29 protein-coding genes are annotated in these 22364 nt (G+C 45.1%); 11 read left to right on the top strand and 18 right to left on the bottom strand.

What is annotated here, in order from left to right; translation table 11 throughout:
* The 6 genes from QUB11_RS03130 to QUB11_RS03105 all read right to left on the bottom strand — a co-directional run bounded on the left by QUB11_RS03130 (position 1) and on the right by QUB11_RS03105 (position 3628).
* A complete protein-coding gene (locus tag QUB11_RS03130; protein ID WP_190657386.1) occupies positions 1-528 on the bottom strand; it encodes a F0F1 ATP synthase subunit B in 528 nt (175 codons plus the stop codon).
* 87 nt (positions 529-615) lie between these two features.
* Complete coding sequence (locus QUB11_RS03125; protein WP_333054530.1) at positions 616-1101, bottom strand: F0F1 ATP synthase subunit B'; 486 nt, start codon at positions 1099-1101, stop codon at positions 616-618.
* A gap of 97 nt (positions 1102-1198) precedes the next feature.
* Entirely contained in the window at positions 1199-1444 is a 246-nt protein-coding gene (gene atpE / locus QUB11_RS03120) for an ATP synthase F0 subunit C (RefSeq protein ID WP_242717122.1), read from the bottom strand.
* A 128-nt stretch (positions 1445-1572) separates the two neighbouring features.
* Positions 1573-2331, bottom strand: a complete 759-nt coding sequence (gene atpB, locus QUB11_RS03115; RefSeq protein WP_242717111.1) for a F0F1 ATP synthase subunit A — start codon at positions 2329-2331, stop codon at positions 1573-1575.
* Between the two features lie 55 nt (positions 2332-2386).
* Positions 2387-2848 (bottom strand): ATP synthase subunit I, encoded by a 462-nt coding sequence (locus QUB11_RS03110; protein WP_333037348.1) that lies wholly within the window; start codon positions 2846-2848, stop codon positions 2387-2389.
* 330 nt (positions 2849-3178) lie between these two features.
* The gene (locus QUB11_RS03105) at positions 3179-3628 is read right to left on the bottom strand and encodes a nitrate reductase associated protein (RefSeq protein WP_333206949.1); all 450 of its coding nucleotides are present in this window, start codon (positions 3626-3628) and stop codon (positions 3179-3181) included.
* A gap of 176 nt (positions 3629-3804) precedes the next feature.
* Between QUB11_RS03105 and moaA the strand changes: the two genes are divergently transcribed.
* Positions 3805-4794, top strand: a complete 990-nt coding sequence (gene moaA, locus QUB11_RS03100) for a GTP 3',8-cyclase MoaA (RefSeq protein WP_333389709.1) — start codon at positions 3805-3807, stop codon at positions 4792-4794.
* 94 nt (positions 4795-4888) lie between these two features.
* On the top strand, positions 4889-5365 hold the full coding sequence (locus QUB11_RS03095; RefSeq protein ID WP_333389707.1) for a hypothetical protein: 477 nt from the start codon (positions 4889-4891) through the stop codon (positions 5363-5365).
* Positions 5366-5372: 7 nt separating this feature from the next.
* Here the strand turns inward: QUB11_RS03095 and QUB11_RS03090 are convergent, their stop codons facing one another.
* From QUB11_RS03090 to QUB11_RS03065, 6 genes are all read right to left on the bottom strand, one after another.
* Positions 5373-5591 carry a type II toxin-antitoxin system HicA family toxin gene (locus QUB11_RS03090; protein WP_333102789.1) on the bottom strand — a complete coding sequence of 73 codons (219 nt, stop codon included), beginning with the start codon at positions 5589-5591 and terminating at the stop codon, positions 5373-5375.
* Positions 5588-5791, bottom strand: coding sequence for a type II toxin-antitoxin system HicB family antitoxin (locus tag QUB11_RS03085; protein ID WP_172184525.1), 204 nt, complete (start codon positions 5789-5791; stop codon positions 5588-5590). Before QUB11_RS03085 ends, QUB11_RS03090 begins: the two co-directional genes overlap by 4 nt.
* 151 nt (positions 5792-5942) lie before the next feature.
* Positions 5943-6308 (bottom strand): DOPA 4,5-dioxygenase family protein, encoded by a 366-nt coding sequence (locus tag QUB11_RS03080; RefSeq protein ID WP_333383629.1) that lies wholly within the window; start codon positions 6306-6308, stop codon positions 5943-5945.
* 123 nt (positions 6309-6431) lie between these two features.
* Positions 6432-6764, bottom strand: coding sequence for a DUF5615 family PIN-like protein (locus tag QUB11_RS03075; protein ID WP_333389705.1), 333 nt, complete (start codon positions 6762-6764; stop codon positions 6432-6434).
* Complete coding sequence (locus tag QUB11_RS03070) at positions 6761-6985, bottom strand: DUF433 domain-containing protein (protein WP_333389711.1); 225 nt, start codon at positions 6983-6985, stop codon at positions 6761-6763. Before QUB11_RS03070 ends, QUB11_RS03075 begins: the two co-directional genes overlap by 4 nt.
* Positions 6986-7169: 184 nt before the next feature.
* A complete protein-coding gene (locus tag QUB11_RS03065) occupies positions 7170-7460 on the bottom strand; it encodes a hypothetical protein (RefSeq protein ID WP_333389703.1) in 291 nt (96 codons plus the stop codon).
* A gap of 158 nt (positions 7461-7618) precedes the next feature.
* On the opposite strand from QUB11_RS03065, the gene QUB11_RS03060 reads away from it, so the two are divergent.
* The gene (locus QUB11_RS03060; protein WP_333389701.1) at positions 7619-8320 is read left to right on the top strand and encodes a hypothetical protein; all 702 of its coding nucleotides are present in this window, start codon (positions 7619-7621) and stop codon (positions 8318-8320) included.
* 226 nt (positions 8321-8546) lie between these two features.
* Here the strand turns inward: QUB11_RS03060 and QUB11_RS03055 are convergent, their stop codons facing one another.
* The 3 genes from QUB11_RS03055 to QUB11_RS03045 all read right to left on the bottom strand — a co-directional run bounded on the left by QUB11_RS03055 (position 8547) and on the right by QUB11_RS03045 (position 9700).
* A complete protein-coding gene (locus QUB11_RS03055) occupies positions 8547-8990 on the bottom strand; it encodes a hypothetical protein (protein WP_333389699.1) in 444 nt (147 codons plus the stop codon).
* Between the two features lie 195 nt (positions 8991-9185).
* The gene (locus tag QUB11_RS03050) at positions 9186-9431 is read right to left on the bottom strand and encodes a hypothetical protein (RefSeq protein ID WP_333128634.1); all 246 of its coding nucleotides are present in this window, start codon (positions 9429-9431) and stop codon (positions 9186-9188) included.
* A gap of 92 nt (positions 9432-9523) precedes the next feature.
* The gene (locus QUB11_RS03045; RefSeq protein WP_333389697.1) at positions 9524-9700 is read right to left on the bottom strand and encodes a hypothetical protein; all 177 of its coding nucleotides are present in this window, start codon (positions 9698-9700) and stop codon (positions 9524-9526) included.
* Positions 9701-10265: 565 nt separating this feature from the next.
* On the opposite strand from QUB11_RS03045, the gene QUB11_RS03040 reads away from it, so the two are divergent.
* The gene (locus QUB11_RS03040; protein WP_333201940.1) at positions 10266-10547 is read left to right on the top strand and encodes a hypothetical protein; all 282 of its coding nucleotides are present in this window, start codon (positions 10266-10268) and stop codon (positions 10545-10547) included.
* Entirely contained in the window at positions 10548-10877 is a 330-nt protein-coding gene (locus QUB11_RS03035) for a PIN domain nuclease (protein WP_333389695.1), read from the top strand.
* A gap of 373 nt (positions 10878-11250) precedes the next feature.
* Here QUB11_RS03035 and QUB11_RS03030 read toward each other — a convergent pair whose 3' ends face one another.
* Complete coding sequence (locus QUB11_RS03030) at positions 11251-12507, bottom strand: class I SAM-dependent methyltransferase (protein ID WP_333389694.1); 1257 nt, start codon at positions 12505-12507, stop codon at positions 11251-11253.
* Between the two features lie 37 nt (positions 12508-12544).
* On the bottom strand, positions 12545-12721 hold the full coding sequence (locus QUB11_RS03025; protein WP_333318896.1) for a hypothetical protein: 177 nt from the start codon (positions 12719-12721) through the stop codon (positions 12545-12547).
* A gap of 467 nt (positions 12722-13188) precedes the next feature.
* On the opposite strand from QUB11_RS03025, the gene QUB11_RS03020 reads away from it, so the two are divergent.
* The 4 genes from QUB11_RS03020 (at position 13189) to QUB11_RS03005 (ending at position 18704) form a co-directional block, all read left to right on the top strand.
* Complete coding sequence (locus QUB11_RS03020) at positions 13189-15957, top strand: phycobilisome rod-core linker polypeptide (RefSeq protein ID WP_333389691.1); 2769 nt, start codon at positions 13189-13191, stop codon at positions 15955-15957.
* A gap of 114 nt (positions 15958-16071) precedes the next feature.
* Positions 16072-16542: a hypothetical protein gene (locus QUB11_RS03015; RefSeq protein WP_333201945.1), complete on the top strand. Its 471-nt coding sequence runs from the start codon at positions 16072-16074 to the stop codon at positions 16540-16542.
* Between the two features lie 70 nt (positions 16543-16612).
* Positions 16613-17688 (top strand): ISKra4 family transposase gene (locus QUB11_RS03010; protein ID WP_333201947.1). Its coding sequence is split into 2 segments (ribosomal slippage): positions 16613-16769 and positions 16769-17688, totalling 1077 coding nucleotides; the frame shifts between segments, so codons are not numbered across the junction.
* A 95-nt stretch (positions 17689-17783) separates the two neighbouring features.
* Positions 17784-18704 (top strand): HEAT repeat domain-containing protein, encoded by a 921-nt coding sequence (locus tag QUB11_RS03005; RefSeq protein WP_333201949.1) that lies wholly within the window; start codon positions 17784-17786, stop codon positions 18702-18704.
* Between the two features lie 2 nt (positions 18705-18706).
* On the opposite strand, the gene QUB11_RS03000 is transcribed toward QUB11_RS03005, so the two are convergent.
* A complete protein-coding gene (locus QUB11_RS03000; protein ID WP_333201951.1) occupies positions 18707-19591 on the bottom strand; it encodes a LysR family transcriptional regulator in 885 nt (294 codons plus the stop codon).
* 108 nt (positions 19592-19699) lie between these two features.
* Between QUB11_RS03000 and QUB11_RS02995 the strand changes: the two genes are divergently transcribed.
* Both QUB11_RS02995 and QUB11_RS02990 read left to right on the top strand, forming a co-directional pair.
* On the top strand, positions 19700-20380 hold the full coding sequence (locus QUB11_RS02995; RefSeq protein ID WP_333201953.1) for a type 1 glutamine amidotransferase domain-containing protein: 681 nt from the start codon (positions 19700-19702) through the stop codon (positions 20378-20380).
* Between the two features lie 489 nt (positions 20381-20869).
* Positions 20870-22234, top strand: a complete 1365-nt coding sequence (locus tag QUB11_RS02990) for a P-loop NTPase fold protein (protein ID WP_333201955.1) — start codon at positions 20870-20872, stop codon at positions 22232-22234.
* The last annotated feature ends 130 nt before the right edge of the window (positions 22235-22364 follow it).

Genomic DNA, 22364 nt, shown 5'->3' with positions numbered 1-22364 from the left:
TTAGCCTCCCAGTAACGCAATGCTGCGATCGATTAATTGGTGTTGAGCGCCGTCGTCCAAGCTAGTTTTTAGCTGGCTTTCCACCTTTGCTAATGCCAGAGATACAACCGCCGATCGCAGTTGGGCGATCGCTCTTTCCCGCTCCGCTTCCAACTCTTGACCTGCTGTTGCTCTCATCCGTTCAACGTCTTGCGCTGCCTGAGCTAGAATTGCTTCTTTTGCTTTCTTGGCAGTTTCTTCAGCAGCGGCACGAATTCGTTCTGCTTCTGCTTGCGCTTGAGTCAATTTTTGCTGTTGCTCTGCTAGAGCTGCTGCTGCATCTTTTTGGCGTTTTTCTGCATCTTGAATCGCCTCTTGGATGGCCGAACGCCTCTCTGTCAGGATTTTACCTACAAATCCGCGCCCGAAATAAAACAGCACTGCAATAATAATGACCAGGTTAATCAGGTTGGTTTCTAAAATATCGAAATTTAAACCGAAACCACCTTCGCCGCTAGCTTCTGTGGCTAGCAATAAAACAGTCCCCATGATACTCTTCCATAATTGCGCGTGCAGATTGGGTGAAGCTATTTTAGATTTGAGATTCTATCAAAAATCTAAAACTCTTCGGTCTCGCTATTTGGCCAGCGACTGCCCTAATAGCTTTTCGAGAATTTGGCCGCTGAGCGCGTCTACTTGTTGTTCTAGTGAGCGCATTGCTTCTTGCTTTTGCTGCTCTATTTCTTGCCCAGCCTTTTCTCGCGCGACTTGAGCTTCTTGTTGAGCCTCAGCTACTTTTGCTGCCCCAATTTTTTGGGCATCAGCTTGAGCAGCAGCAATTACTGATTGAGACTGTTTGCGAGTTTCTCCCAGTTTTTGCTCGTACTGCTGCGCTAGTTGCTGAGCTTTTGCCAAGCGTTCTTTGGCGGAGACTTGAGTGTTGCGAATGTAATCGGCGCGATCGTCAATTGACTTGCTGAGCGGCTTGTAAAAAATTACATTCAAGACTGCGACTAGAATTAAAAACTGCACCGCCATCAGAGGCAGCGTAGCATCTATATCAAACAGTCCCCCTTCCTTAGCAGCTTCTTCAACTGCTAGTAATACTGTCCAGTGCATCATGATTTTTTGACGGCTTCTATCTAATTCGCTTAATCGAATTTAGACTTGAGATTTTGGATTAGAATCGCCAAAACCTCAAATCTAAAATTTCAAATTATTATGCGAAGGGGTTGGCAAACAATAGCACTAGGGCTACGACCAAACCGTAAATTGTCAGCGCTTCCATGAACGCCAAACTCAACAGCAATGTGCCGCGAATTTTACCTTCTGCTTCAGGCTGACGGGCAATCCCTTCTACAGCCTGACCTGCTGCATTTCCTTGACCGATGCCAGGGCCGATTGCGGCTAAACCTACTGCCAAAGCGGCGGCAATTACGGAAGCGGCAGCAACTGTTGAGTCCATGATGATTTTCCTTATCTAAAGTACAAAATTGAGAACAGAAAGTCTAGAGAATTGTCCGATTTAACGGGAGTAAGTTTGAGTTCAGAAATTTTCTTTTTCCTCCTTCATTCTTCGCCGTTTATCGTTAGTTAATCGTGGTGTTCTTCGCCGTGACCGCCTTCTAGAGCTTCACCTATGTAGGCGGCGGCTAAGGTAGCAAAAATCAAAGCTTGAATTGCACTCGTAAATAGTCCCAGAACCATCACTGGCAGAGGAACAAATAAAGGCACTAGCAAGACTAGCACTCCGACCACCAATTCGTCCGCAAGAATGTTGCCAAACAAACGGAAACTTAGGGACAGAGGCTTAGTGAAATCTTCTATGATTTTGAACGGCAACATGAAAGGCACCGGTTCAACATAGTGGGCGAAATACCCCAAGCCGCTTTTGCTGAGACCTGCATAAAAATATGCTAGAGAAGTCAGCAGTGCAAATGCTACCGTCGTGTTGATGTCAGCGGTAGGAGCTCCCAATTCGCCTGATGGCAGCTTAATCAGCTTCCAAGGAATTAGAGCGCCAGACCAGTTTGACACAAAGATGAACAGAAATAATGTACCAATAAACGGTACCCAAGGGCGATATTCTTTTTCCCCAATTTGGTTTTTAGCCAAGTCCCGAATAAATTCCAGCGCATACTCCATAAAATTTTGCATTCCGCTGGGAATTCGCTGGATTTTGCTGGTTCCTAAAATCGAAACTACGACTAAAACAGCAATTACAAACCACGAGGTTAGAAAAACCTGTCCATGAACTTTCAGATTGCCGAGTTGCCAGTACAACTGCTGGCCAACTTCCAATTTGGCGAGGGGGAAACGATTAAAGGTGTTTAGAACGTCAAGCATTGCCATTCAACGGGCTTCCCCATACAAATCGATGAGTTGAGTTTTGCTCTTCTTACCTGACTTACCTGTAATCTAGTGCTAATGCACTTCGGATCACGTAAACCATCAGCGCAGCTTTGTAAGTCAGAAATCCCAAAAATATCGGTAAAATCTGTAGCTGATTCCACTGTGTTCCTACTATCATCACCGCGAAAAACAGACCGAGCCTTGTCTTGCTGATGCGTTGATTTTGGCTGCCGATTCGTTCAACGTCTCTAGCCAACATCTTTAAGTAAACCACACCTGTGACCGCCCCAAGCAAATAATTCAGGGCAATGTTGAGGGAGTAAAAAATCCAAACGGAGATAAAAATAATCGCCGTAAAAGCAAGGGTGTACGCCAACAACTCTTGTTGGAGGCGATAAAAGTCTTGCATGGGATTCGTTGTCTCGGACGAGACTGTCGAGACTGTCGAGACTGTGCCAGCTTGAGGAATATCCTCGGTTGCTGGTGTGGGTTCGGTGGGTGTGTTTTGCGTGTTCACGAAGCTCAGAAACTAATGCAGGTAGCAGGCGAGTGCTTTGCAAACTCAGAAAAATCATACCACGCGGCGGTAACAATACTTAAAATAAAATTAATCATATTTTCGGAATTTGGTGTCTGGCGCTTCGGAAACCTCAACCCGTTAAATGTCTGATCGACCTTACCCTACCTCTCCCACCGCCACACTGCACTTTATTACACATTGTTCTGTCACTTCTCACTAAGTAAGCCTCACTTAGTGAGAAGTGAGAAAGGCCGATCGCCCGAATCGATGAGGTAACTCTCCCTTGTCTGCCTCTGCGCGCTACAAGAGTTAATTCTAAATTCGATCTCATTCAATAACCTTAAACTCTTGAAGCGCCGGGAGAAAGTTTTTATTCTCGTGGCTCGATCGACTAAGCTTAATCAATGCAAATCGCTGTAGAGGCTGCAAACTCCCCCACTGTGCCAAAGTAATTGTCACGCCGAGCTCTTGCGCTTTTGCAGAAACAGACTCTGGTAGAGTTGCAGCATCCATCCACGGGGGATTTTCATCAACCGCCAAATCAGTTCCCGGTTTGCCTGTCTGTTGAATTAATATTTGATTTAGCTTTTCTCGGTAATCTGGAATTTCTGCACTTGTCGAGCAAGGTTTCTCTACAAGGATTTGACGTTCTGCTTGAGTAAAGTGATTCCAATCCTGCAACTTTAATTTAATGCCGCAAGTATCTAACTTGAGACGTACCTGCATCGGAATACAGCGCAGGGCTTCTACAAAGTCAGCTTCAAATTCAAAGAACATAAATATACAAATTTGTGAATGAGATTTTTTTTATTAACCGCAGAGGGCGCAGAGGGCGCAGAGTAAGAGAGGATGGGGAAGGTGAAAAGAATTTGATGCAGGTTTATTGCTCTTTATCAATAATTGCAGAAAATCGAGTCAGCATTTATAATTAAATAATATTACAAACTATTGACATGGATACCGTAGACTACCTTCGGATTAGCTTGATAGACCGCTGCAACTTCCGCTGTCTCTACTGTATGCCGGAAGGTAGCGAGTTGGACTATGTATTGCAGCAGCAGTTGTTAACTCACTCGGAATTGCTAACTCTGCTGCGCGAAGTTTTTATACCCGTGGGATTTACTAAGTTTCGCTTGACGGGTGGGGAACCGCTGCTGCGGCCTGGGGTGGTGGAATTGGTAAGGTCGATCGCCTCGATGCCCCAAACGCGAGATTTGTCAATGACAACTAATGGCTTTTTGTTGGCGGGAATGGCGGAAAATCTCTACAATGCTGGTTTGCGCCGGATTAATATTAGTTTGGATTCGCTGGAACCGGAGACTTTTGATAAGATAATTGGTAGTCGCGGACGATCGCGGTGGACGCAGGTTTGGGAAGGAATTCAAGCGGCTTATCAAGCTGGATTCGACCCGCTGAAACTGAATGTTGTGGTAATTCCCGGTGTGAATGACAGCGAAATATTGGATTTAGCGGCGTTAACAATTAACCGGAATTGGCACGTTCGTTTTATTGAGTTTATGCCGATCGGGAATGGGGATTTATTTGGCGATAAGGGTTGGGTAGCTTCGGCAGAATTGCGGCAACAAATTAGCGACAAATACGGGTTAGCCGAGTCGGGAGTGCGCGGAAATGGGCCGGCGGATGTGTTTCAAATTCCGGGGGCGAAGGGCACTTTAGGATTTATCAGCCAAATGTCGGAGTGTTTTTGCGATCGCTGCAACCGGATGCGTTTGTCTGCTGACGGGTGGCTGCGGCCTTGTCTGCTGAACGAAACTGGTCAAGTTGACTTAAAAACTGCTTTACGGAATGGGGTGTCTACAGGCGAATTGCGCGATCGAGTGCAGCAGATATTGAATATTAAACCGGAGATTAATTTCAAGCAGCGAGATTCGGGAACTACTCAAGGAAATTACAGCCGCACCATGTCTCAAATCGGCGGGTGATATCAATTCCGATTTTAGTATTCCCTCGATATTCTCTCCCCCTCTCTGTAATCTCTGCGTTCTCTGTGGTTAATTATAAATCAGGTTTTTAACGATGAACACCATCTCGATCACCATTTCAGACCTGCTGATGCTGAAGCTACAAAAAGTTGCTGCCCAGATGAATGTATCCATCGAGGAATTAGTCTTGATGAGCATTGAAAGCTCGATCGCGCAACGAGAAAATCCCGCAGCAAATACCGATCGAGATATTTGCCATCAAAATGCTGAAATTGCGATCGAGGTAATTGACAAATTTTATAGTCTTGCTACGGAATGGCAGAGTGAAGTTGGGGGAATGTCTTCGACAGCTCAAATGTCTCAGCATCCTGCATATCAGGAAATTATTAATATGGGTTCTCAAGTCGTACCGCTGTTGCTATCGGAACTGAAAAAAAATCCCCTTTACTGGTTAGCTGCATTGAATGAAATTACGGGTGAAAATCCCATTAAACCGGAACAAAGGGGAAGGGTAAAACAGATGGCATCAGCTTGGATAGAGTGGGGTAAAGATCGAGGCTACGCGATATAGATTATACTTAAGACAAACTTTGTAAATCTTCCTCAGATAGCTGGGCTATTTTCATCAAGGCTCTTAAGGTTCCAACTTTCAAATCTTGATTCCGGTGAACTGGAATTGACAAAATTTGTTCTATTTCGGCGTTTTCATAGATATGATGACTGCCAGTTACTCTTTTCAAAACCCAACCTTTATACTCTACTATTTTGCACAGTCGCTTCCCTGAAATAGATTTCATACAGCAATTTCAACAACTTTATCTGTGGAGGCAATTGCTTCACGACTATTAGCAACATCGAGCCAACCTTCAATCGCATCTTTTAAATTAGCCACCACTTCTTCCATAGTATCTCCTTCGGTAATGCAGCCAGGAAGTGCGGGAACTTCAGCCCAATAGCCACCTTCTTCTGCGGGATGGATGATTGCTCTAATTTTCATACATTTATTCAGTCATTTGTTAAGGATATTATAACGATTATTAATAAATACAGGAAATTATAGCCGCACCATGTCTCAAATCGGTGGCTAATTATCTATTATCAGTGATAAGTCAGTCTGAAGTCACGCCTTCGCCTCGCGCGCGGATAGATCATAAGCTGGCGTTGCCTGTCCTAGGTCGCAGAAATTCGATATTCAACTCTAGCTTCTCTCCTAGCCACAAAGAATGTTTCGTGTGGTCTGCCACATCGTCGCCTGTTTCAGGGTGAATGAGAATATTGAGCCCCTCACGATTCAGCATTAACCAGGGAACGACTTTGCCAAACTGGTCTGGTAAAAATGCAACTTGATACATTGCTTGGGGGTGGGGGCCAATGGGTTTGTCATGCCAACGCCCAAGCTGCACCTCAAACTGAGTCAATCCTTCTCGTACACGCGCTGCGGCATCGCGATTATCAGCGTCGAAGTAAATATGTCCATGAAAACCAACGATGTTAATGGTGTCTTCTTTCATCATTTTCAGTGGATTATTGAGCTGAGATAAACAACTTTATATTAACTTAACTTGCTGGATATTTTCTTCACTCGTGTAAAGTCCTTAAGTTAATAGCTCCTCAGTCTTTGCTTTTTTGGTTTCATGCTACGACAATACCAGTATACTCTCTGCTTCTCTCTCTCCAAACTGACTAATGATGTCGATTTCATCTCGCAAAATTTGAACAATTTTAGATGTTGAGCAATTGCCAACACGGAGATAAATAAATTTGGGAGGATGACCGTAAAGTAAACTCCGTTGATGAAAGTCAGAATCTTTGGAAACAATCACAAAATCATTTGCCTTTGCATATTCCCAAATTTCTGCATCATCAGTATTTGTCAGTCCTAGGGTCTTGACATGAGCAGAATCGGGATACAAACCGATAATTCTCTGAAGAATTCTGTCTGAGAGGTTTTCGTCCAACAGTAGTTTCACAGGGATGCCACAAATAACTTTTTTTCACGATCTGCGGCAAAAGCAAGGCAGGCTTTGATGTCTGCCGAAGTTAGTTCTGAAAAATCTTCCAGAATTTCTGCTTCCGTCATGCCACCGGCGAGATATTCTAAGATGTCGTAGACGGTGATTCGCATTCCCCGAATACATGGTTTGCCACTGCGTTTTCCAGGTTCAATTGTGATGATGTGGTGGTAGTCCATAAAGCAATATTTTGTACTAATAAGCATTATTATAACTGCAAATAATCCTGGTTTGTTTAAGTCACGATTAGAGGTTTGAGCAAGTAGTGAGAAAAAAAGAACCCTGACGTTGAAAGTAGCCAAGGCGGATCAGTTTTCTCATGGTCTGCGGCAAAAGCAAGACAGGCTTTGATGTCTGCCGAATTTAGTAGGGTTTTCCACCAATAAGACTCCAAAATTGGCGGCAGTCCGATCGACACGGGGCGATCGGCTCGACATCACGGACGGCTGGCACGGTTGGCACGGCTCCAAAATTGCAGGATAGACGCGCTGTTGTGCGCTTTTGGGGTGATTGATTGGTGAGGACAGGCACGGCTTGCACCGTCGCACCATAAGGACTGCTACGGCTCGGACTGTCGCACTGGTACGGCTGGCATGGTTGGCAAGTTTGGCGATCGTCTCGCTGGCACGGTCGGAGCGGTCGGACGGCTGGCACGGTCGGAGCGGTGGCACGGTCTAGCGCGTTCTAGCTGCTGGCACGGTTGGAGCGGTGGTGGTCTAGCTTTTTTGTTTTAAGTTACAAGATGTAAATAGTTGATGTTTTTTAAATATTGTCGTGTTAAAATTTTTTACGGTTTTTTAGGTACTTTATGTATGATTACCTCACATATAATGATTCCTGCCTTTTTTAAAAGAAATCATTCACTTCAATATTATGAAAATAATTCTACTTTAATAGAAATAGCTACTTACAATTTTGATTTGGGTTTAGACGTTGGTGAGTTAATTAATGTTAGTAATATTTCATTTATAGAGGAAGATTATACTTTTGAAGTTAGGGTTAAGAGTAAATCTAAAATTTTAATCGGAGAAAAGGAGAATTCTACACTGAGGATTGAATATATTGTAGACCTTGTAAAAGAAGAGGATAAAGAAAAAAGTTTCGTTTCATCAGATACAGACTTGTTTCTAATGGCACTGGTAGAACTTGCTGATAAGAGTTTATTAGATACAAATATTACTCTTTTTGTTCAAGGTATAGTTGTTAGTGGGAAATTGATTAGTGAGTACACTTATTTTTTAGGTATACTTCATGAAACACATGAGAAAAATTCTCTTTATCCTGACTTGGGTGATACAAATAAGTTTTTAGGTCGATATATGACTAACTATAGTTATAGACAGAAATCGCTCAACCATGAGTTTATTTATTTGGAACAAGCAAAGGTTTCATTTAGTAACTCTGTTCTTTTATCACCAAACTATGACGGTTATTGGAGAGGACGTTTAAGCCGTATTGATGGATTTTTGGTAGAGAACTTGAAAAACTATAATTTATCAGAATACGATCTTTAATTCGCATTGATTGATTTTGATACTTCTGTACAGATAGGCAATTATAAAGGTTTGACACTCTAAATCAGGAAATTAACGTTTCCTGATTTAGTCAAGTAACGTGCCTGATATTTGTTGTAAGGGTTACAGGGCGTAGGCGGGGAAATAGTAGAATTGTGAACCAAATACAAACCTGCCACACACATAGTGCAGCGGTTTTTTTCAGATGTATTCTTAGTTAAAAAGGCTATTCCATGTTGCGATTAATTCTTTGAAATGGTTGTACATAATTCTTATTAGCTCTAACCCAGCAGCGATACCTGCCCATAGAATGACTTCCAACCCATAGCCAAGGTTTCCCCCGTCGGTCAAGAAAAATTCCAACCGCATCAAATTTTTCTCCATTTGGTATAACCCTATTAACGGGCGAATTAAGTATATCCATTTGGTTACTATCACCTGTTCTATCTTCGCAGCGAACATTCAAACCTTCTGGATCTACGACTTCCCACACAAAAGGCATGACTCCACTATTTCCGTTGACTATGCGGTAGTCTCCATTGTTGTCAGCCGCCGGATATGGGAGGGAATTTTGAACTTTGAGTAATGGGGTAGCGACGCTTTTATCAGAAAAAGAAGGTAAAAAAACTCCGGCAGTGAAGATTAGGCCAATCACAAAATTTTTGAACATAAGATTGTCTGCCAACTCATAAATTCTATTTACATATATTTGTATCGTAGTTGCGATACGTTTTAACTGGTTCCCAGGCCTTAGCCTGGGAACCGAGAGCCAGAGGCTCTGCCTCGCTAACGGATAAAAATAAAAACAGGAGGCAGATGCTCATGGAATGTGTTCCCAGGCTCTAGCCTGGGAACGAGCAAACACCTACGCTTTGCGCTTCCGACGGCGAATCAGCACACTCATCACTTGCTTCGGATTAGCTGCACGTTGTAGGGGACTCCAATCGCCCACTTGGGCAAATCCCAGGCGGTACAAGGTGAGTATGGTTTCCCTGACACCCTTGGGCGAACCTGTCACCGTTACACACACCACATCCTGTTCCGATTCTGCTGCTGAGTCGTCATTTGGCCGTGCAAATTTGTTGTCGTCAGGCAAGAATTCCTGTGACATAATTATGTTCTCCTGGTTTTGGGTTTTCTAGAAAAACCCAAAAACCCAGCCGCCCCGCTTTTCAACACATAGCAGGGCGGCTACAGAGGATGTTAAGATACTCCGTTAGCCTCCAGACTGCTTTGATCAGTTTGGCGGTTAGCTGTCCATTGCTGCTCGCAACAGCTTTGGGCAGTGCAACTAGATTTTTGGGCGACGCGGGTTACTTCCTCTACAAGCAAAGCAACCTCTAACTTCAAAGCGTAGCCGCAGAGGGGGGCCTGTGTCAATCCATTTGGGATTTGGGATTTGGGAAAGGTGCGTCAGCTTTGAGATTGCTTCACTACCTTCGCAATGACAGAAAATCCTAGTACCTGCATCCAGGATTAACTGGTTCCCAGGCTCTAGCCCATTCGTGACAACTTAACGTCAAACCCAATCACAGACTGCTGTTTGAGTATTAAGCTCAGATCCCCCCTAGCCCCCCTTAACAAGGGGGGGACAAGAGTCTTCTCAAAGTCAACCCCTACTCCCCTTCTTAAGGGGGATTTAGGGGGATCTAGACTTAGCTAAATCAGATCCCCCCTAGCCCCCCTTAACAAGGGGGGGACAAGAGTCTTCTCAAAGTCAACCCCTACTCCCCTTCTTAAGGGGGATTTAGGGGGATCTAGACTTAGCTAGATGCGAGATTTATCAATGGTTTCAGTCTTAAGTTGTCACCAATGGGCTAGAGTCTAGGAACGAGCAATCGCCTACTTCCTAGGCTTTGCGCTAGAGTTATAATATTAAAATCAATTTAAAAAGTGCGATCGACCCCGCTATCATCAGCCCAAAAACTTGCACTCAAGGATAATTATGCTGCACAATCTTCAGCAATCTCACGAACAAGAGATACAGACGATTACTCAAGTTTTGGGAAAAATCACCAACCGCACGGCGGATCAGATTAAACCATTACTAGATGCGATGCTCAAACAGCTAATTGAACCTCAACAACGTCCATTTTATGAAACAGCTACCCCAACAGAATGGTCAATAGCATTTCAAGAATGGGTTGATAGTCATCGTACCCTAAATCTCCCCACTCTTTCAGATGAAGCTATTAGCAGAGAGAGCATTTATGGAGACAGAGGTTAAATGCCGTTTCTCGTAGATACAAACATACTGCTACGTAGCATCGATACAGCACACCCAATGAATCCTGATGCCGTTAATGCCGTGATTACTCTGCGCGATCGCGGGGAACAACTTTATATCGTACCCCAAAATTTGATCGAGTTTTGGAACGTTTGCACGCGCCCGATCCAGAGAAATGGATTAGGGCGTACTGTAACAGAAGCCGAGGCAGAAATTAATCGCTTAAAACAGCTTTTTCCTCTCTTGTTGGATACCGAAGCAATTTATCAAGAATGGGAGCGACTGGTGATAACACATAAGGTTATACCAATTTTTTATGAGGCCCCGTAGAATTTGATCCCCCCTAACCCCCCTTAATAAGGGGGGGACAAGATTCTTCTCAAAGTCCCCCTTCTTAAGGGGGATTTAGGGGGATCGAGATATGTGCAACTTCACATTAAATTGGTATTATAGGTGTCAATGTTCATGATGCGCGGCTAGTTGCTGCTATGCTAGTTCATGGTTTAACCCATATCCTAACTTTTAACATTGCTGATTTCGCTCGTTATTCACAAATTACGGCTGTTAATCCTCCAACTGTAAAACCTTGATTAATTGGGAATTTAACAGAAATTATACTCCGAGCAAAGAACAGGCAAGATGCCTGTTCCACAAAAAGCTAATTTGATTGTGGGGAGTAGGAGTTGGGCCGGAGAGCCTGCCCTTAGATTTTACCGGGTGTTAGCAAAATTAGCTGTTTTGATAAGATCGATCGCACTTCATCCAATCCCATCTCCACATCCGCCAAAATCTCTCCTATGCTTTTGCCAGACGGGCTTCCCTCTTTCTCCCCCCCTTGGCAAGGGGGGGCTGGGGGGGGTACACAACCTTGCAAAAACTCAAATTCCGCACTTGACAAATTGAGCAATTGGTAGTTGCAATCAAACACTTGTTGACTCGGCCAACCGTGCATACAACCACTCAACTCTGGAATTGCCGCCAAAAGTGCCTTATCGTCCGACCAATCAATTTTATTAACAGGCTTTTTGCCCAAGAAAAACTCGTAATGAGTGATTTCCGTATCCAACAATTCAATTAATCGATAAAGCTCTCTTTCCGTCAAACCCTGAGCTCTTTCTATCAATTCCGGCGCTTTCCCCAAAAGTCTTTCTAACTGCCAATATCCCGGATTTGAGAAACCGATAAATTCCAATCCCGAAGCGTCAATTAACTCGAACAAAGTCTCAATATTGTAGTCAATTTCCTGCGGGTGAACGTACATATCAGCAAAACATTCGTCCCGCTGATTTTCTCCTGCCCAACGCTGTTTTTCGTACTTGACAAGACGGTTGTTTTCTGGTAATGAAGCAAAGATTTGACGACCGACTTTCACACCATCGGGATAGTCACCTTTTTGCGGGCCTTGGAGAAGTGCGATCGCCCTTTGCATGAGTTGAATTTCCCAGCGTCCGAGCTCAGCATACACAAAAATGTGCATCACACCGCCCGCCGCCAACTTCGCCGCCAGCGCTTGAATGCCCCGGATCGGATCGGGTAAGTGGTGCAGCACGCCCACGCAGTTGATCAAATCGAACTCGCCCTCTAACTCGGCGGCATCGTACAGGCTGAGGTGGCGAAAATCAACTTCCCGCGCTCCCGTTAGCGAAGCCCTCGAAGAGGATCGCCGACACCGTTCTTGTGCTACCTTCAAAGCACCCTCGCTCAGGTCGATCGCCGTCACCGAAGCTTCAGGATTGAGGTGAATCAGATAATCGGTACTCGAACCAGTGCCGCAGCCAGCATCTAAAATCCGAACATCTAGTTTTGGCGGCTTTTGGCCGGTGCAAAAATTGTAAGCATCAGGCCAACTCCAGCGCCAGTTGTATCCTGGCGGCGGTTCATCGGACAAAGGATCGGGCGGAAAAGGGAAAGTATCGTAAAGCCGCCGCACGGCAGCACTGATATCAGGCGTAGTATCCATAGGTGAGGTAATTGTGCGTGAGTTTGGAGATTGGTTGTCAGTAGCTACGGACGAACAGCGCGACGCGATGCACTTCTATTGCTTCCTTACTGGCAACCAAAGTGGCGTCTCGCCAAGTTGGGAAGCCTAAGAGAGAGGGATCGGGCGATCGACTAACCCCTGGTAGCCAAGCCCTGACAGCTTCTGCGTAATAAAACTTATCATTTTTTCTCATATAAGCTCTCTTAAATCTATACAATAAATCTCGACAGGCTTTTTAACAAACAAGGACTGTCAATAGCCCACCGCTGAACTGTCGAGTAAAGCGGAGGCGTCTTTCCGCAGAAAGTCAAAAGCCCCGAAACAGGCAGAAGAAAATTTTTGATTTTCTTTTCCTTTAATTCAAGGCACTGGCTGCAATCGCCCAACGGCAACTCTCCTGCCGAGTCTTTTTTTCCACGGGTATACCGGCGGATCGCAGCGGAGGGAGTACCCCGTGCCTGCCTTCGGATCGGACATTTCCCCGCAGGCAGAAAGATGAAACCAAAACATTTTAATCTAAGAAAGTAAGCGCGCCCGAACCTCGTGACAGGTAAAGGCAAAAAGTAAACAAAGCAAAAATACCTACTTAGACCTGCATGAGAAGGCAAGGTTAGTCTGGTTAAATGCTGCAACGATTTAGATAGGGAGCTAAGGAGTCTAATGACTGTAAAGGCAAGTGGTGGAAGCTCGGTTGCGCGTCCGCAACTATATCAAACTGTACCGGTCGCAACAATTTCGCAAGCAGAACAGCAAGACCGCTTTCTACAGCGGGGCGAACTCAGCGAACTAGCAAGTTATTTCAGTTCCGGGGCTCTTCGGATCGATATCTCTGCGACGCTGACCCAAAACTCGGAACTGATAGTATCCCGCGCAGCCAACCGGATTTTTACCGGCGGTTCCCCGCTGGCATTTTTGGAAAGACCACAAGAACCTGCGATGGCTGTAGCAGGCGCGGCTCGTGGCGGCACGGCGAATGTCTCTGAAGGCATGAAACTGGGAAATGTCACCTACGTAGAAAGCCGCGCTGGTGGCAACGGCGGTGGCGGCGGTTTCTTGGGGCTAGGAAATCTATTTTCTGGCAACGGTGGCGGCTACAGCGGCCCAATCCCAGCAGGATTTCAGCCGATCAATGTCTCGCGCTACGGCCCGGGTAACATGACCAAATCTCTGCGGGACTTGAGCTGGTTTTTGCGTTACATCACCTACGCGATCGTAGCTGGCGACCCGAACATTATTTCGGTGAACGTGCGCGGATTGCGGGAAATCATCGAAAATGCTTGCTCTTCGGCGGCCACAATTGTGGCAATGCAGGAAATGAAGGCAGCATCTTTGGGATATTTCAGAAACAATGCAGAGGCAAGTGCGATCGTCGGACAGTATTTCGACGTAGCAATTACCGAATTCAAAGCTCCCACACCTTCAGACAAGGTGCGGCAGCGCGAAAGCAACGACCAGCAAGGCTTACAACTGCCTCAAATTTACTTCAACGCAGCCGAGCGACGATCGAAATTCGTCATGAAAACCGGCCTGTCTTCGGCCGAAAAGCTAGAAGTAATCAAAGCAGCTTACCGCCAAGTATTCGAGCGCGACATTAGCCGCGCATACAGCCAAAGCATTTCTGACTTGGAATCCAAGGTCAAAAATGGCGAAATCTCGATGAAAGAGTTTATTCGCCGCCTTGGCAAATCTCCTCTGTACCGCCAGCAATTCTACGAGCCGTTTGTCAACAGCCGTGCTGTAGAATTGGCCGCCCGCCACTTCCTCGGCCGCGGTTTGAGCTCGCGGGAGGAATTTAGCAAGTATTTTGCGATCGTCAGCAAAGGCGGCCTGCCAGCCCTCGTAGACGCGATGGTTTATTCCCAGGAATATTCCGACTACTTCGGCGAAGAAACAGTGCCTTACCTGCGCGGTTTGGGCCAAGAAGCTCAGGAGTGTCGCAACTGGGGCCCGCAAATTGATTTGTTCAATTTCAGCGCTCCGTTCCGCAAGGTTCCTCAGTTCATCACCTTGTTTGCCGGCTACAACCAGCCTCTGCCAGACCAGCACGTTTACGGTGTTGGTAATGACCCCTTAGAAATTCAGTTTGGCGCGATTTTCCCGAAAGAAACTCGCAACCCCAAGAGCCGTCCGGCTCCCTTCGGCAAAGACACTCGCCGTATCCTGATCCGTCAAGGTGCGGGGATTGACAATCAGTTGAGCAATCCGGCGGCTCGCGGTGCTGCTCCTGGTTCTCTGGGCCCCAAGGTCTTTAAATTAGACCAGTTACCGAGCAACTATGTTGCTTCCAAGAAAACTGCCCGCGGTGTCTCTAGCAGCTACAGCAATGCTTCCAGTGTCAAATTTACCGAAAGTTCGACTCAAGCGGTGATTCGGGCAGCTTACCTGCAAGTGTTTGGTCGCGATGTGTTCGACGGCCAGCGCCAAAAGGTGGCGGAAATTAAGCTGGAAAACGGCGAGATTCCGATGCGCGAGTTTATTCGGATGTTGGCGAAGTCTGATGTGTTCCGCAATATGTACTGGAGCAAGCTCTACGTTTGTAAGGCGATCGAGTACATTCACCGCCGACTCCTGGGACGCCCTACCTACGGCCGTCAGGAAATGAACGCTTACTTTGACATTTGCGCCAAGAAGGGTTTCTACGCGCTGGTCGATGGCATCATGGACAGCATGGAGTACAACGAAGCTTTCGGGGAAGATACAGTGCCCTACGAGCGCTATGTGACTCCCGGTGGTTTGTCGATGCGGACGATGCGATCGGGTTCCGTCGCTGAGCAAAATGTCCAAGCTAAGACTCCTGAAACTCCTCGGTTTATCGAACTCGGCACTGCGCTCGATCGCGGCGATTTCGAGTTACAAAATAGCCTCGCTCAAGGTGTCAGCAAGCGGCGCGAACAAACTAAGGTGTTCAAGCTGACGACTACTTCTGACAAAGTAGCTTTGAAAACTTTAATTCAAGCTGCTTACCGTCAAATTTTTGAGCGCGATTTAAACCCCTACGTTGTGAAGAATGAATTCACGGCGCTGGAAAGCAAACTGGGCAACAATGAAATCAATCTCAAGGAGTTCATTGAGGCTTTGGGCTGCTCGTCGCTGTACGTCAAACAGTTCTACGCACCTTATCCCAATACTAAGGTGATTGAGTTGGGTACGAAGCACTTCTTGGGCCGTGCTCCCCGCAATCAAGCGGAGATTCGGACTTATAACCAAATCTTGGCAAGTAAAGGGATTAAGGGCTTTATCAACGCGATGTTGAACAGCGTTGAATATGCCGAGGCTTTTGGTGAGGATACTGTTCCTTACCGCCGCTTTCCGACTCTACCGGCTGCGAATTTCCCGAATACCGAAAGGCTGTACAATCAACTCACTAAGCAGAATGGTGAGTTGGTGGTTCCAAGCTTTGAGCCAGTAGCTGCTACTGACAGAAGCTAACAACAAACTGCAAGAAAATTGAGTTGGTAGATTGACAAAAATCCCTCGCTATGGTAATGCTGTAGCGGGGGATTTTTGGTAGAGGGCGATCGGGAATTGGGAATCCAGTAACAGATGAATCCAAAGGGAAATAACGAGCAATCAAATCCACTGCAAAAACTCAGGACTACCCCTACAACCTCAGAGGCTAAATTAATTCAAAATCGAGAGACTTGGCTACCGCGTGCCGAAGCTCTAGCAGTAGATAAAGCTCAGGAAGTGATGAATGACCTTTACAGGGAGGGAGCAGAGTACGGTGATGGAAGTTGTGCTTTCATGGTAATGAAGGAACAATTTGAAGGAGGCGTAGGAAATCCACCGCAGTCGCTAAAAGATAGCACCCTCCACGCTGGAAAGTGCCAGCAGTATATTAAGGGACTTCGGAGGCATTTAGCAAAGTTGCCCTCTGAGGCAAAGGAAAAAATTGAGCAGGAAATTGTCAAGATGGAAGAGGCGCTAAAATGGGCTGAAGACTACCGCAACAGCGATGAACCGGGAGCGTGTCACTTTTGCAATAAGTATAAATGCTCAGAAAAAGCAGAATAGTAGCTTTGAGCTATTGTTGAGCAAAATAGGCGAAAATAGTAATGATGTCTTAATTAGTGGCGAATGAATCATGACTCCCGAACAAAAACAGGCAATTAAAACATATGTGGAGGCTATTTCGGCAATTCTTTATGCTGATTGTGACCCTGAATCCTTGAAAACATTAGAAGATATTGAAATAACAGTCAAAGATAAAGTGTTAACTCATGTGACACCAGAGATAGGATTTTTTTTATCTACTCAGCTAGCGGTACAAAAGCAGGAAGGGTAAAGAGATTAAAAAGTACATTAGGTAATTTAAGCATCACCCAAAAGCAAGCAGATAAACTAGGGTGTGGGAGTGGGAGTAGATTGAGTCCACATTTAGAGAACTGTTGTTTAAGACTGAGTGCTAATGTTGCCTATCAAAATGCAGCGAAAGATATTGAATATATCACAGGGATTACGGTTCCAGCGAAGACACAACAAAGATTAGTACATTATCAAAAATTTGAGCAGCCCATTGCAACAGCAGATATTGCCGAGTTAAGTGTAGACGGTGGAAAAGCACGATTAATCACACCACTCGGAGAAAAATCGGAGTGGAAAGATTATAAAGCAATTGTGTCAGAAGCAGGGATAGTAGGTAGTTTTGACAAAAATGAGATAATTATTAATTGGGCAAATCAACAGCCACTAGAAAAACCAGTAAATTGTTTAGGTGATGGACATGATGGTGTATGGAATATATTCAAGGAAATTAGTTGTAAACAGGACAGAAGGGAAATTCGGGACTGGTATCATTTGAAGGAAAATCTTCAGAAAGTAGGCGGTTCAATTAAGCGATTGAAGCAAGCAGAAACATATTTATGGAAAGGAAATGTAAAAAGTGCAAAAGCACTATTTACAGAGTTAAAGAGAAAAACAGCAGTTAATTTTTGCAAATATTTAGAAAAGCACAAAGAAAGAATTATTAATTACGAAACTTTCCAAAGAGATGAAATATGTTCAATTGGCTCTGGCGCAGTAGAATCAGGAATTAAGCAAATAGCTAGACGAATTAAAATATCTGGAGCAAGTTGGAAATCAGAACATATTGGACAGGTATTGGCTCATCGATGTGCTTACTTAAATGACTTAATTGGTAAATCACCAAAAGCTGCTTAAGTATTTTTACTCATCACAAAAGTGACACGCTCCCGATGAACCGGAGATTCCCAGATGGGCAAAACCTTGGAAAGAACAATTGGGGAAATAAAGTAATGCTTAAGTTAGACAGCAAGCGCAGTCGTTATTTAGGAATGGATTGGCAAAGCAAGCAGCATCCATTTGCGATCGAGCCGAATGACTCTCTAATCTGTTGCGATTTAAGAGGTTGTATCTTTGATAAACTAGATTTATCGGGATGTGAGTTTTTTGGTTGTCGCTTGAATGGAACATCTTTTCAAGGAGCAACTTTACATGAAACAAAATTTATTGGCTGTTTTTCTGATGAAGGAGATCGCCCAACGGATTTTAGCAATACGATCGCAGGAAGTGTATCAGTAGTAAGTTCTCACATAAACTTTCTATCGGAAGAACATCAGCCTAATTTTCAAAATAGTTTCTGGGGTGATGATTTAATCTTGGGAGATTCTATCCGAAATGTTTTTAGATGGCCTTCGGAAGTAGCAAAGGCTGCTGCTGATACACTCTCAGAACGCAATGATGTTAGATACAATGCTACTGTAAAATTGGGAGAGTTAGATAATCCCGTTGTTGCTCCTCTACTGGGTTGCTTGCTTGCTGACAAGGAATGGGATGTAAGGGCGATCGCCCTGGAAGTATTAGGGAAGCTACGACATCAGGAATTTGGGTACGGTGACGAAGTATTATTAGAGTGGATGTTTGTATGTCTGGGAGACAAGCATTCGATCGTGCGGCAGACAGCGGCAGAACTTGTAGAAACTATTTCACCGCCAGATCGCGTTTTACTGACTTCTATTAATAGAATGGTTGTAGGTACTTCCGATGAGGAGCGACTGGCTGGTTTGCTGGCGGTTATTGAACTCTGCCAACTCGATGATAATTATGTTGATTTATTGGATCGAGAAGTAATTGATTCTCTACTTTTAAAGGAAGGATCTGAAATTCGCAGCGAATCCTCGCGGCTGCTGGAGATAATTGGCGATCGGGCGATTTAGAATTATTGAAATTGGCAAAATTCTAACATCCGTTTGATTTTTGGCAACTGTCTTTCAGATTTTCGGAAAGCCAGCCAGATGCGATTGGTAACAGCCTGTGCAGGTTTGAGGACAAGTGTCAAGCGATTTTCTTTCACCCAATCTGCACACAAGTAGTCGGGAAGAACGCTAAAGCCAAATCCCAATGCAACGGCTTGTCTAATTGCTCTTAAATCGGGAATAATTAGTTTGGGCTGAACGTCAATTCTTCTGCCAAATACCACTCGCCACAAGCGGCGGGCGATCGGCAATTCTTCGCTGTAAGCAATCCAAGGTTGGGTTAGAAGCCATTGAGCGAGTGGATTCAAATCAGCTTGGCTGGTTCCTTCAGCAATAGGATTTGCAATATTTGGCGGCCCAATAAGCCAGAAATTTTCCTCGAATAGCAGTTGACATTCAATATCGGATAAAGTGATTTTTTGAGTAGCAATTACAATGTCTAGCTTTCCTGCTTTGAGTTGTTGGACTAACTCTGCTGTCAACCCAAATTGCACGGTGTAAAAAGTGCTATCGTCCTGCGGTAGTCGATCGAGAATTCGTTCTGTGAAAAATTCTTGGGGCGTACCGATTCTGATTGTTTGCGGAGTTTGGGATGTTGAGTTTTTGTGGGGAATTGATTCGAGTTTCTCGATCGCACCAGCAATTTGAGTATAAAGTCTTTGTCCCGCTTCGGTGGGAACCCTCCGCCTCGGAGTCCTTTGAAACAAAGGATTTCCCAAAGCTGACTCTCTTGCTGCGACCTGTTGGCTAACAGCCGATTGCGTAAGGTGGAGAACTTGGGCGGCCCCCGATACGGTTCCCACGCGGTAAACCTCGATCGAGCTGCGATACCATTCAAAGTTAATCATAAATAGATTTATACCAGCTCTAAAATTTTATAATTTGTATTTTAGATAAATTCCACCTAGGATCAGAACAACAGGCACAAACACACCTGATAGTAAGAGGAATAGACGATGACTAGCCAAAAAGTTCTGATTGTTTTAACCAGCCACGGTACATTGGGCGACACTGGTAAAGAAACTGGTTTTTATCTCCCAGAGGTGACGCATCCATGGGACGCATTTACTCAGGCTGGATTAACGGTAGATTTTGTCAGCCCCAAAGGCGGTAAAGCTCCAATGATTGGGGTAGATTTAGAAGACCCGCTAAATAGGGCTTTTTTAGAGGATTTGCGACAGGTGGCGCAAGTGGAAAATACTCTCCATCCTAGAGAAATTGACCCCGCAGAATATGGCGCTATTTTCTACGCTGGGGGACACGGTACAATGTGGGATTTTGCGGATAACCCGGAACTTGCTGCGATTGGTGCTGCTATTTACGAAGCAGGTGGCGTTGTCGGTGCTGTCTGTCACGGACCGGCGGCGTTAGTTAATCTTAAGTTGTCGGATGGTGAGTACCTGGTTGCAAATAAGACTGTGGCTGCTTTTACTAATGAAGAGGAAGCCGCTGTGGGACTGACTGAAATAGTGCCGTTTTTGCTGGAGTCGAAATTAATTGAACGCGGCGCTAATTATACGAAAGTTCCTAATTTTCAGCCTCATGTTGTCGTCAGCGAGAGGCTCGTCACAGGCCAAAACCCCGCTTCGGCGGCAGGTGTCGGTCACAAAATGGTAGAATTGATCAAAAATAAGTAGATCCCAAAAAAAGATCGCACCGAGAAACCCGGTTTCTTAAACAACACCTTCGCGTCTAAGTCAAAATCCTGTAAGAAAGTAGGTTGGGTGGAGGCACTCGTACCCAACCTACTCTGAAAATGGCGATGGTATGATTAAAAAAATCTGGTTTTGGGATAGCTAATTACTACCTGTTTTTTTTTCTGCGGTTAACCGTACTCAAATAGCCACTTTTATCCGAGAACATTACTGCCAAATTTTCGTCTGTGATGCCAATGAAGTCGCGCTCGCTGTACGAATATAAATTACTTATTTCTGGGGGTATTAGTTGATTCTATTGATTCCCAGTACGCAAAAAATAAGTATAATTTCAGAGTGATGGTTTAGGGAGGTATCAAGATATTGAGCGTCCCAGAAAACATCAAAATAAGTTGATAATTAGTGCTGATTATTACCATAGCGAAACGAATAAGGTATTAGGGCATAATGTTGTGAAAGATGGAACAGGGTATGGAACTAAATTTACAGAAATTTTATAGCGCCTGCAATCCCAGCTACACCCTGGCAGTAGCAAATCAACAAGACCGACAATACTATATCGATTTCTCTTCAGTGCGGGGCGGCACAATCGTAGAACAATTGGAGCGCACCATCAGCCGTCTGTCCCCCGATGCACCTACCTGTCAATTATTCACCGGTCACATCGGCTCTGGTAAATCAACTGAATTGCTGCGGCTGCAAGCTCAATTGCAGCAACAAGGATTTCATGTTGTTTATTTTGAGTCGAGTAAAGACTTAGACATGGCAGATGTAGATATCACTGACATTTTGTTGAGCGTTGCTCGTCAGGTGAGCGAAAGCATTGAGAAAATGAAAATCAAGCTGCAACCGACGGGTTTTAAAGCTTTGCTCAAAGGGGTTGCTGATGTTTTTCAAACTCAAATAGACTTGAGTGCTGAAGCTAATGTCCCTGGTGTTGGGGAAATAAATGCCAGCACCGAGGGAGAATTTTCTCTGGCGTTGGGAATTGGCAAAATTACTGCTAAGGCGAAAGATGCTCCGAATCTGCGATCGGAGTTGAGGCAATATTTGGAGCCGCGAACTAACGTAATTTTAGATGCACTGAATAAGGAGTTGTTGGAGCCGGCTAATCAAGAACTAAAACGCCAAGGGAAACAAGGACTTGTAGTAATTATCGACAATCTCGATCGCATACACCTGTGCGCGAAACCGACGGGGCGACTGCAGCCGGAATACCTGTTTGTCGATCGCGGCGAACAGTTGGCAAGACTAAATTGCCACGTCGTGTATACAATTCCTTTGGTGCTGATTTTCTCTAACGATTTGGGCCAGTTGACCAATCGATTTGGGGTAGATCCGAAGGTTTTGCCGATGGTGCCGGTGCAGTTGAGCGACGGTTCTGAGTGCTCTGAGGGTGTGGAATTGCTGCAGCAGATGGTTCTGGCGCGGGCTTTTCCCACAGTGCACCCTTCGCAGCGCTATGCTTTGGTTGGCAAAGTTTTCGACTCTGCGGAAACTCTCGATCGCCTGTGTCGAGTCAGCGGCGGTCATGTCCGCAATTTGCTGCAACTACTGTATGGCTGTCTGCAGAAACAAGACCCTCCTCTGTCGCGGGAAACTTTGGAAAATGTGATCATCCAGCGCCGCCACCAGCTTACTTTGGCGATCGAACCCGATGAGTGGAAATTGCTGCGCCAAGTATCCGCTACCAAAACTGTGAACGGGGAAACTAAATACCAAATATTGCTGCGGAGTCTCTGGGTGTTTGAATACCGTTACGGCGAAGATTATTGGTTTGATGTCAATCCGATTTTGGCTGACGCCAAAGAGTTTCGGGAAACAGTTGACAGTTGACAGTTGACAGTTGACAGTTGACGGTTGACAGTCACTCGGCGAGGAAAATCGCTTCTGAACCAACGAAGTTCACTCCTAGCTGACTAAAGAATCAGGGCCCAACTGTAGCAGGATGTGGTATTAAAACTAA

The sequence above is a fragment of the Microcoleus sp. B6-A1 genome, assembly GCF_036705085.1.
In the GTDB taxonomy this organism is placed as follows: Bacteria; Cyanobacteriota; Cyanobacteriia; order Cyanobacteriales; family Microcoleaceae; genus Microcoleus.
Note: the sequence above shows the minus strand (reverse complement) of the source record. Positions and strands in the feature narration are given on the sequence as shown.

Coding starts and splice junctions, on each gene's coding strand:
- QUB11_RS03060 (WP_333389701.1), top strand. CDS start 7,619: ATGATTACCTCACATATAATGATTCCTGCCTTTTTTAAAAGAAATCAT.
- atpB (WP_242717111.1), bottom strand. CDS start 2,331: ATGGCAATGCTTGACGTTCTAAACACCTTTAATCGTTTCCCCCTCGCC.
- QUB11_RS03000 (WP_333201951.1), bottom strand. CDS start 19,591: ATGATTAACTTTGAATGGTATCGCAGCTCGATCGAGGTTTACCGCGTG.
- QUB11_RS03030 (WP_333389694.1), bottom strand. CDS start 12,507: ATGGATACTACGCCTGATATCAGTGCTGCCGTGCGGCGGCTTTACGAT.
- QUB11_RS02990 (WP_333201955.1), top strand. CDS start 20,870: ATGGAACTAAATTTACAGAAATTTTATAGCGCCTGCAATCCCAGCTAC.
- QUB11_RS03090 (WP_333102789.1), bottom strand. CDS start 5,591: ATGAAATCTATTTCAGGGAAGCGACTGTGCAAAATAGTAGAGTATAAA.
- atpE (WP_242717122.1), bottom strand. CDS start 1,444: ATGGACTCAACAGTTGCTGCCGCTTCCGTAATTGCCGCCGCTTTGGCA.
- moaA (WP_333389709.1), top strand. CDS start 3,805: ATGGATACCGTAGACTACCTTCGGATTAGCTTGATAGACCGCTGCAAC.
- QUB11_RS03055 (WP_333389699.1), bottom strand. CDS start 8,990: ATGTTCAAAAATTTTGTGATTGGCCTAATCTTCACTGCCGGAGTTTTT.
- QUB11_RS03005 (WP_333201949.1), top strand. CDS start 17,784: ATGCTTAAGTTAGACAGCAAGCGCAGTCGTTATTTAGGAATGGATTGG.
- QUB11_RS03025 (WP_333318896.1), bottom strand. CDS start 12,721: ATGAGAAAAAATGATAAGTTTTATTACGCAGAAGCTGTCAGGGCTTGG.
- QUB11_RS03130 (WP_190657386.1), bottom strand. CDS start 528: ATGGGGACTGTTTTATTGCTAGCCACAGAAGCTAGCGGCGAAGGTGGT.
- QUB11_RS03125 (WP_333054530.1), bottom strand. CDS start 1,101: ATGATGCACTGGACAGTATTACTAGCAGTTGAAGAAGCTGCTAAGGAA.
- QUB11_RS03050 (WP_333128634.1), bottom strand. CDS start 9,431: ATGTCACAGGAATTCTTGCCTGACGACAACAAATTTGCACGGCCAAAT.
- QUB11_RS03020 (WP_333389691.1), top strand. CDS start 13,189: ATGACTGTAAAGGCAAGTGGTGGAAGCTCGGTTGCGCGTCCGCAACTA.
- QUB11_RS03085 (WP_172184525.1), bottom strand. CDS start 5,791: ATGAAAATTAGAGCAATCATCCATCCCGCAGAAGAAGGTGGCTATTGG.
- QUB11_RS03070 (WP_333389711.1), bottom strand. CDS start 6,985: ATGGACTACCACCACATCATCACAATTGAACCTGGAAAACGCAGTGGC.
- QUB11_RS03015 (WP_333201945.1), top strand. CDS start 16,072: ATGAATCCAAAGGGAAATAACGAGCAATCAAATCCACTGCAAAAACTC.
- QUB11_RS03040 (WP_333201940.1), top strand. CDS start 10,266: ATGCTGCACAATCTTCAGCAATCTCACGAACAAGAGATACAGACGATT.
- QUB11_RS03105 (WP_333206949.1), bottom strand. CDS start 3,628: ATGTTCTTTGAATTTGAAGCTGACTTTGTAGAAGCCCTGCGCTGTATT.
- QUB11_RS03035 (WP_333389695.1), top strand. CDS start 10,548: ATGCCGTTTCTCGTAGATACAAACATACTGCTACGTAGCATCGATACA.
- QUB11_RS02995 (WP_333201953.1), top strand. CDS start 19,700: ATGACTAGCCAAAAAGTTCTGATTGTTTTAACCAGCCACGGTACATTG.
- QUB11_RS03095 (WP_333389707.1), top strand. CDS start 4,889: ATGAACACCATCTCGATCACCATTTCAGACCTGCTGATGCTGAAGCTA.
- QUB11_RS03080 (WP_333383629.1), bottom strand. CDS start 6,308: ATGATGAAAGAAGACACCATTAACATCGTTGGTTTTCATGGACATATT.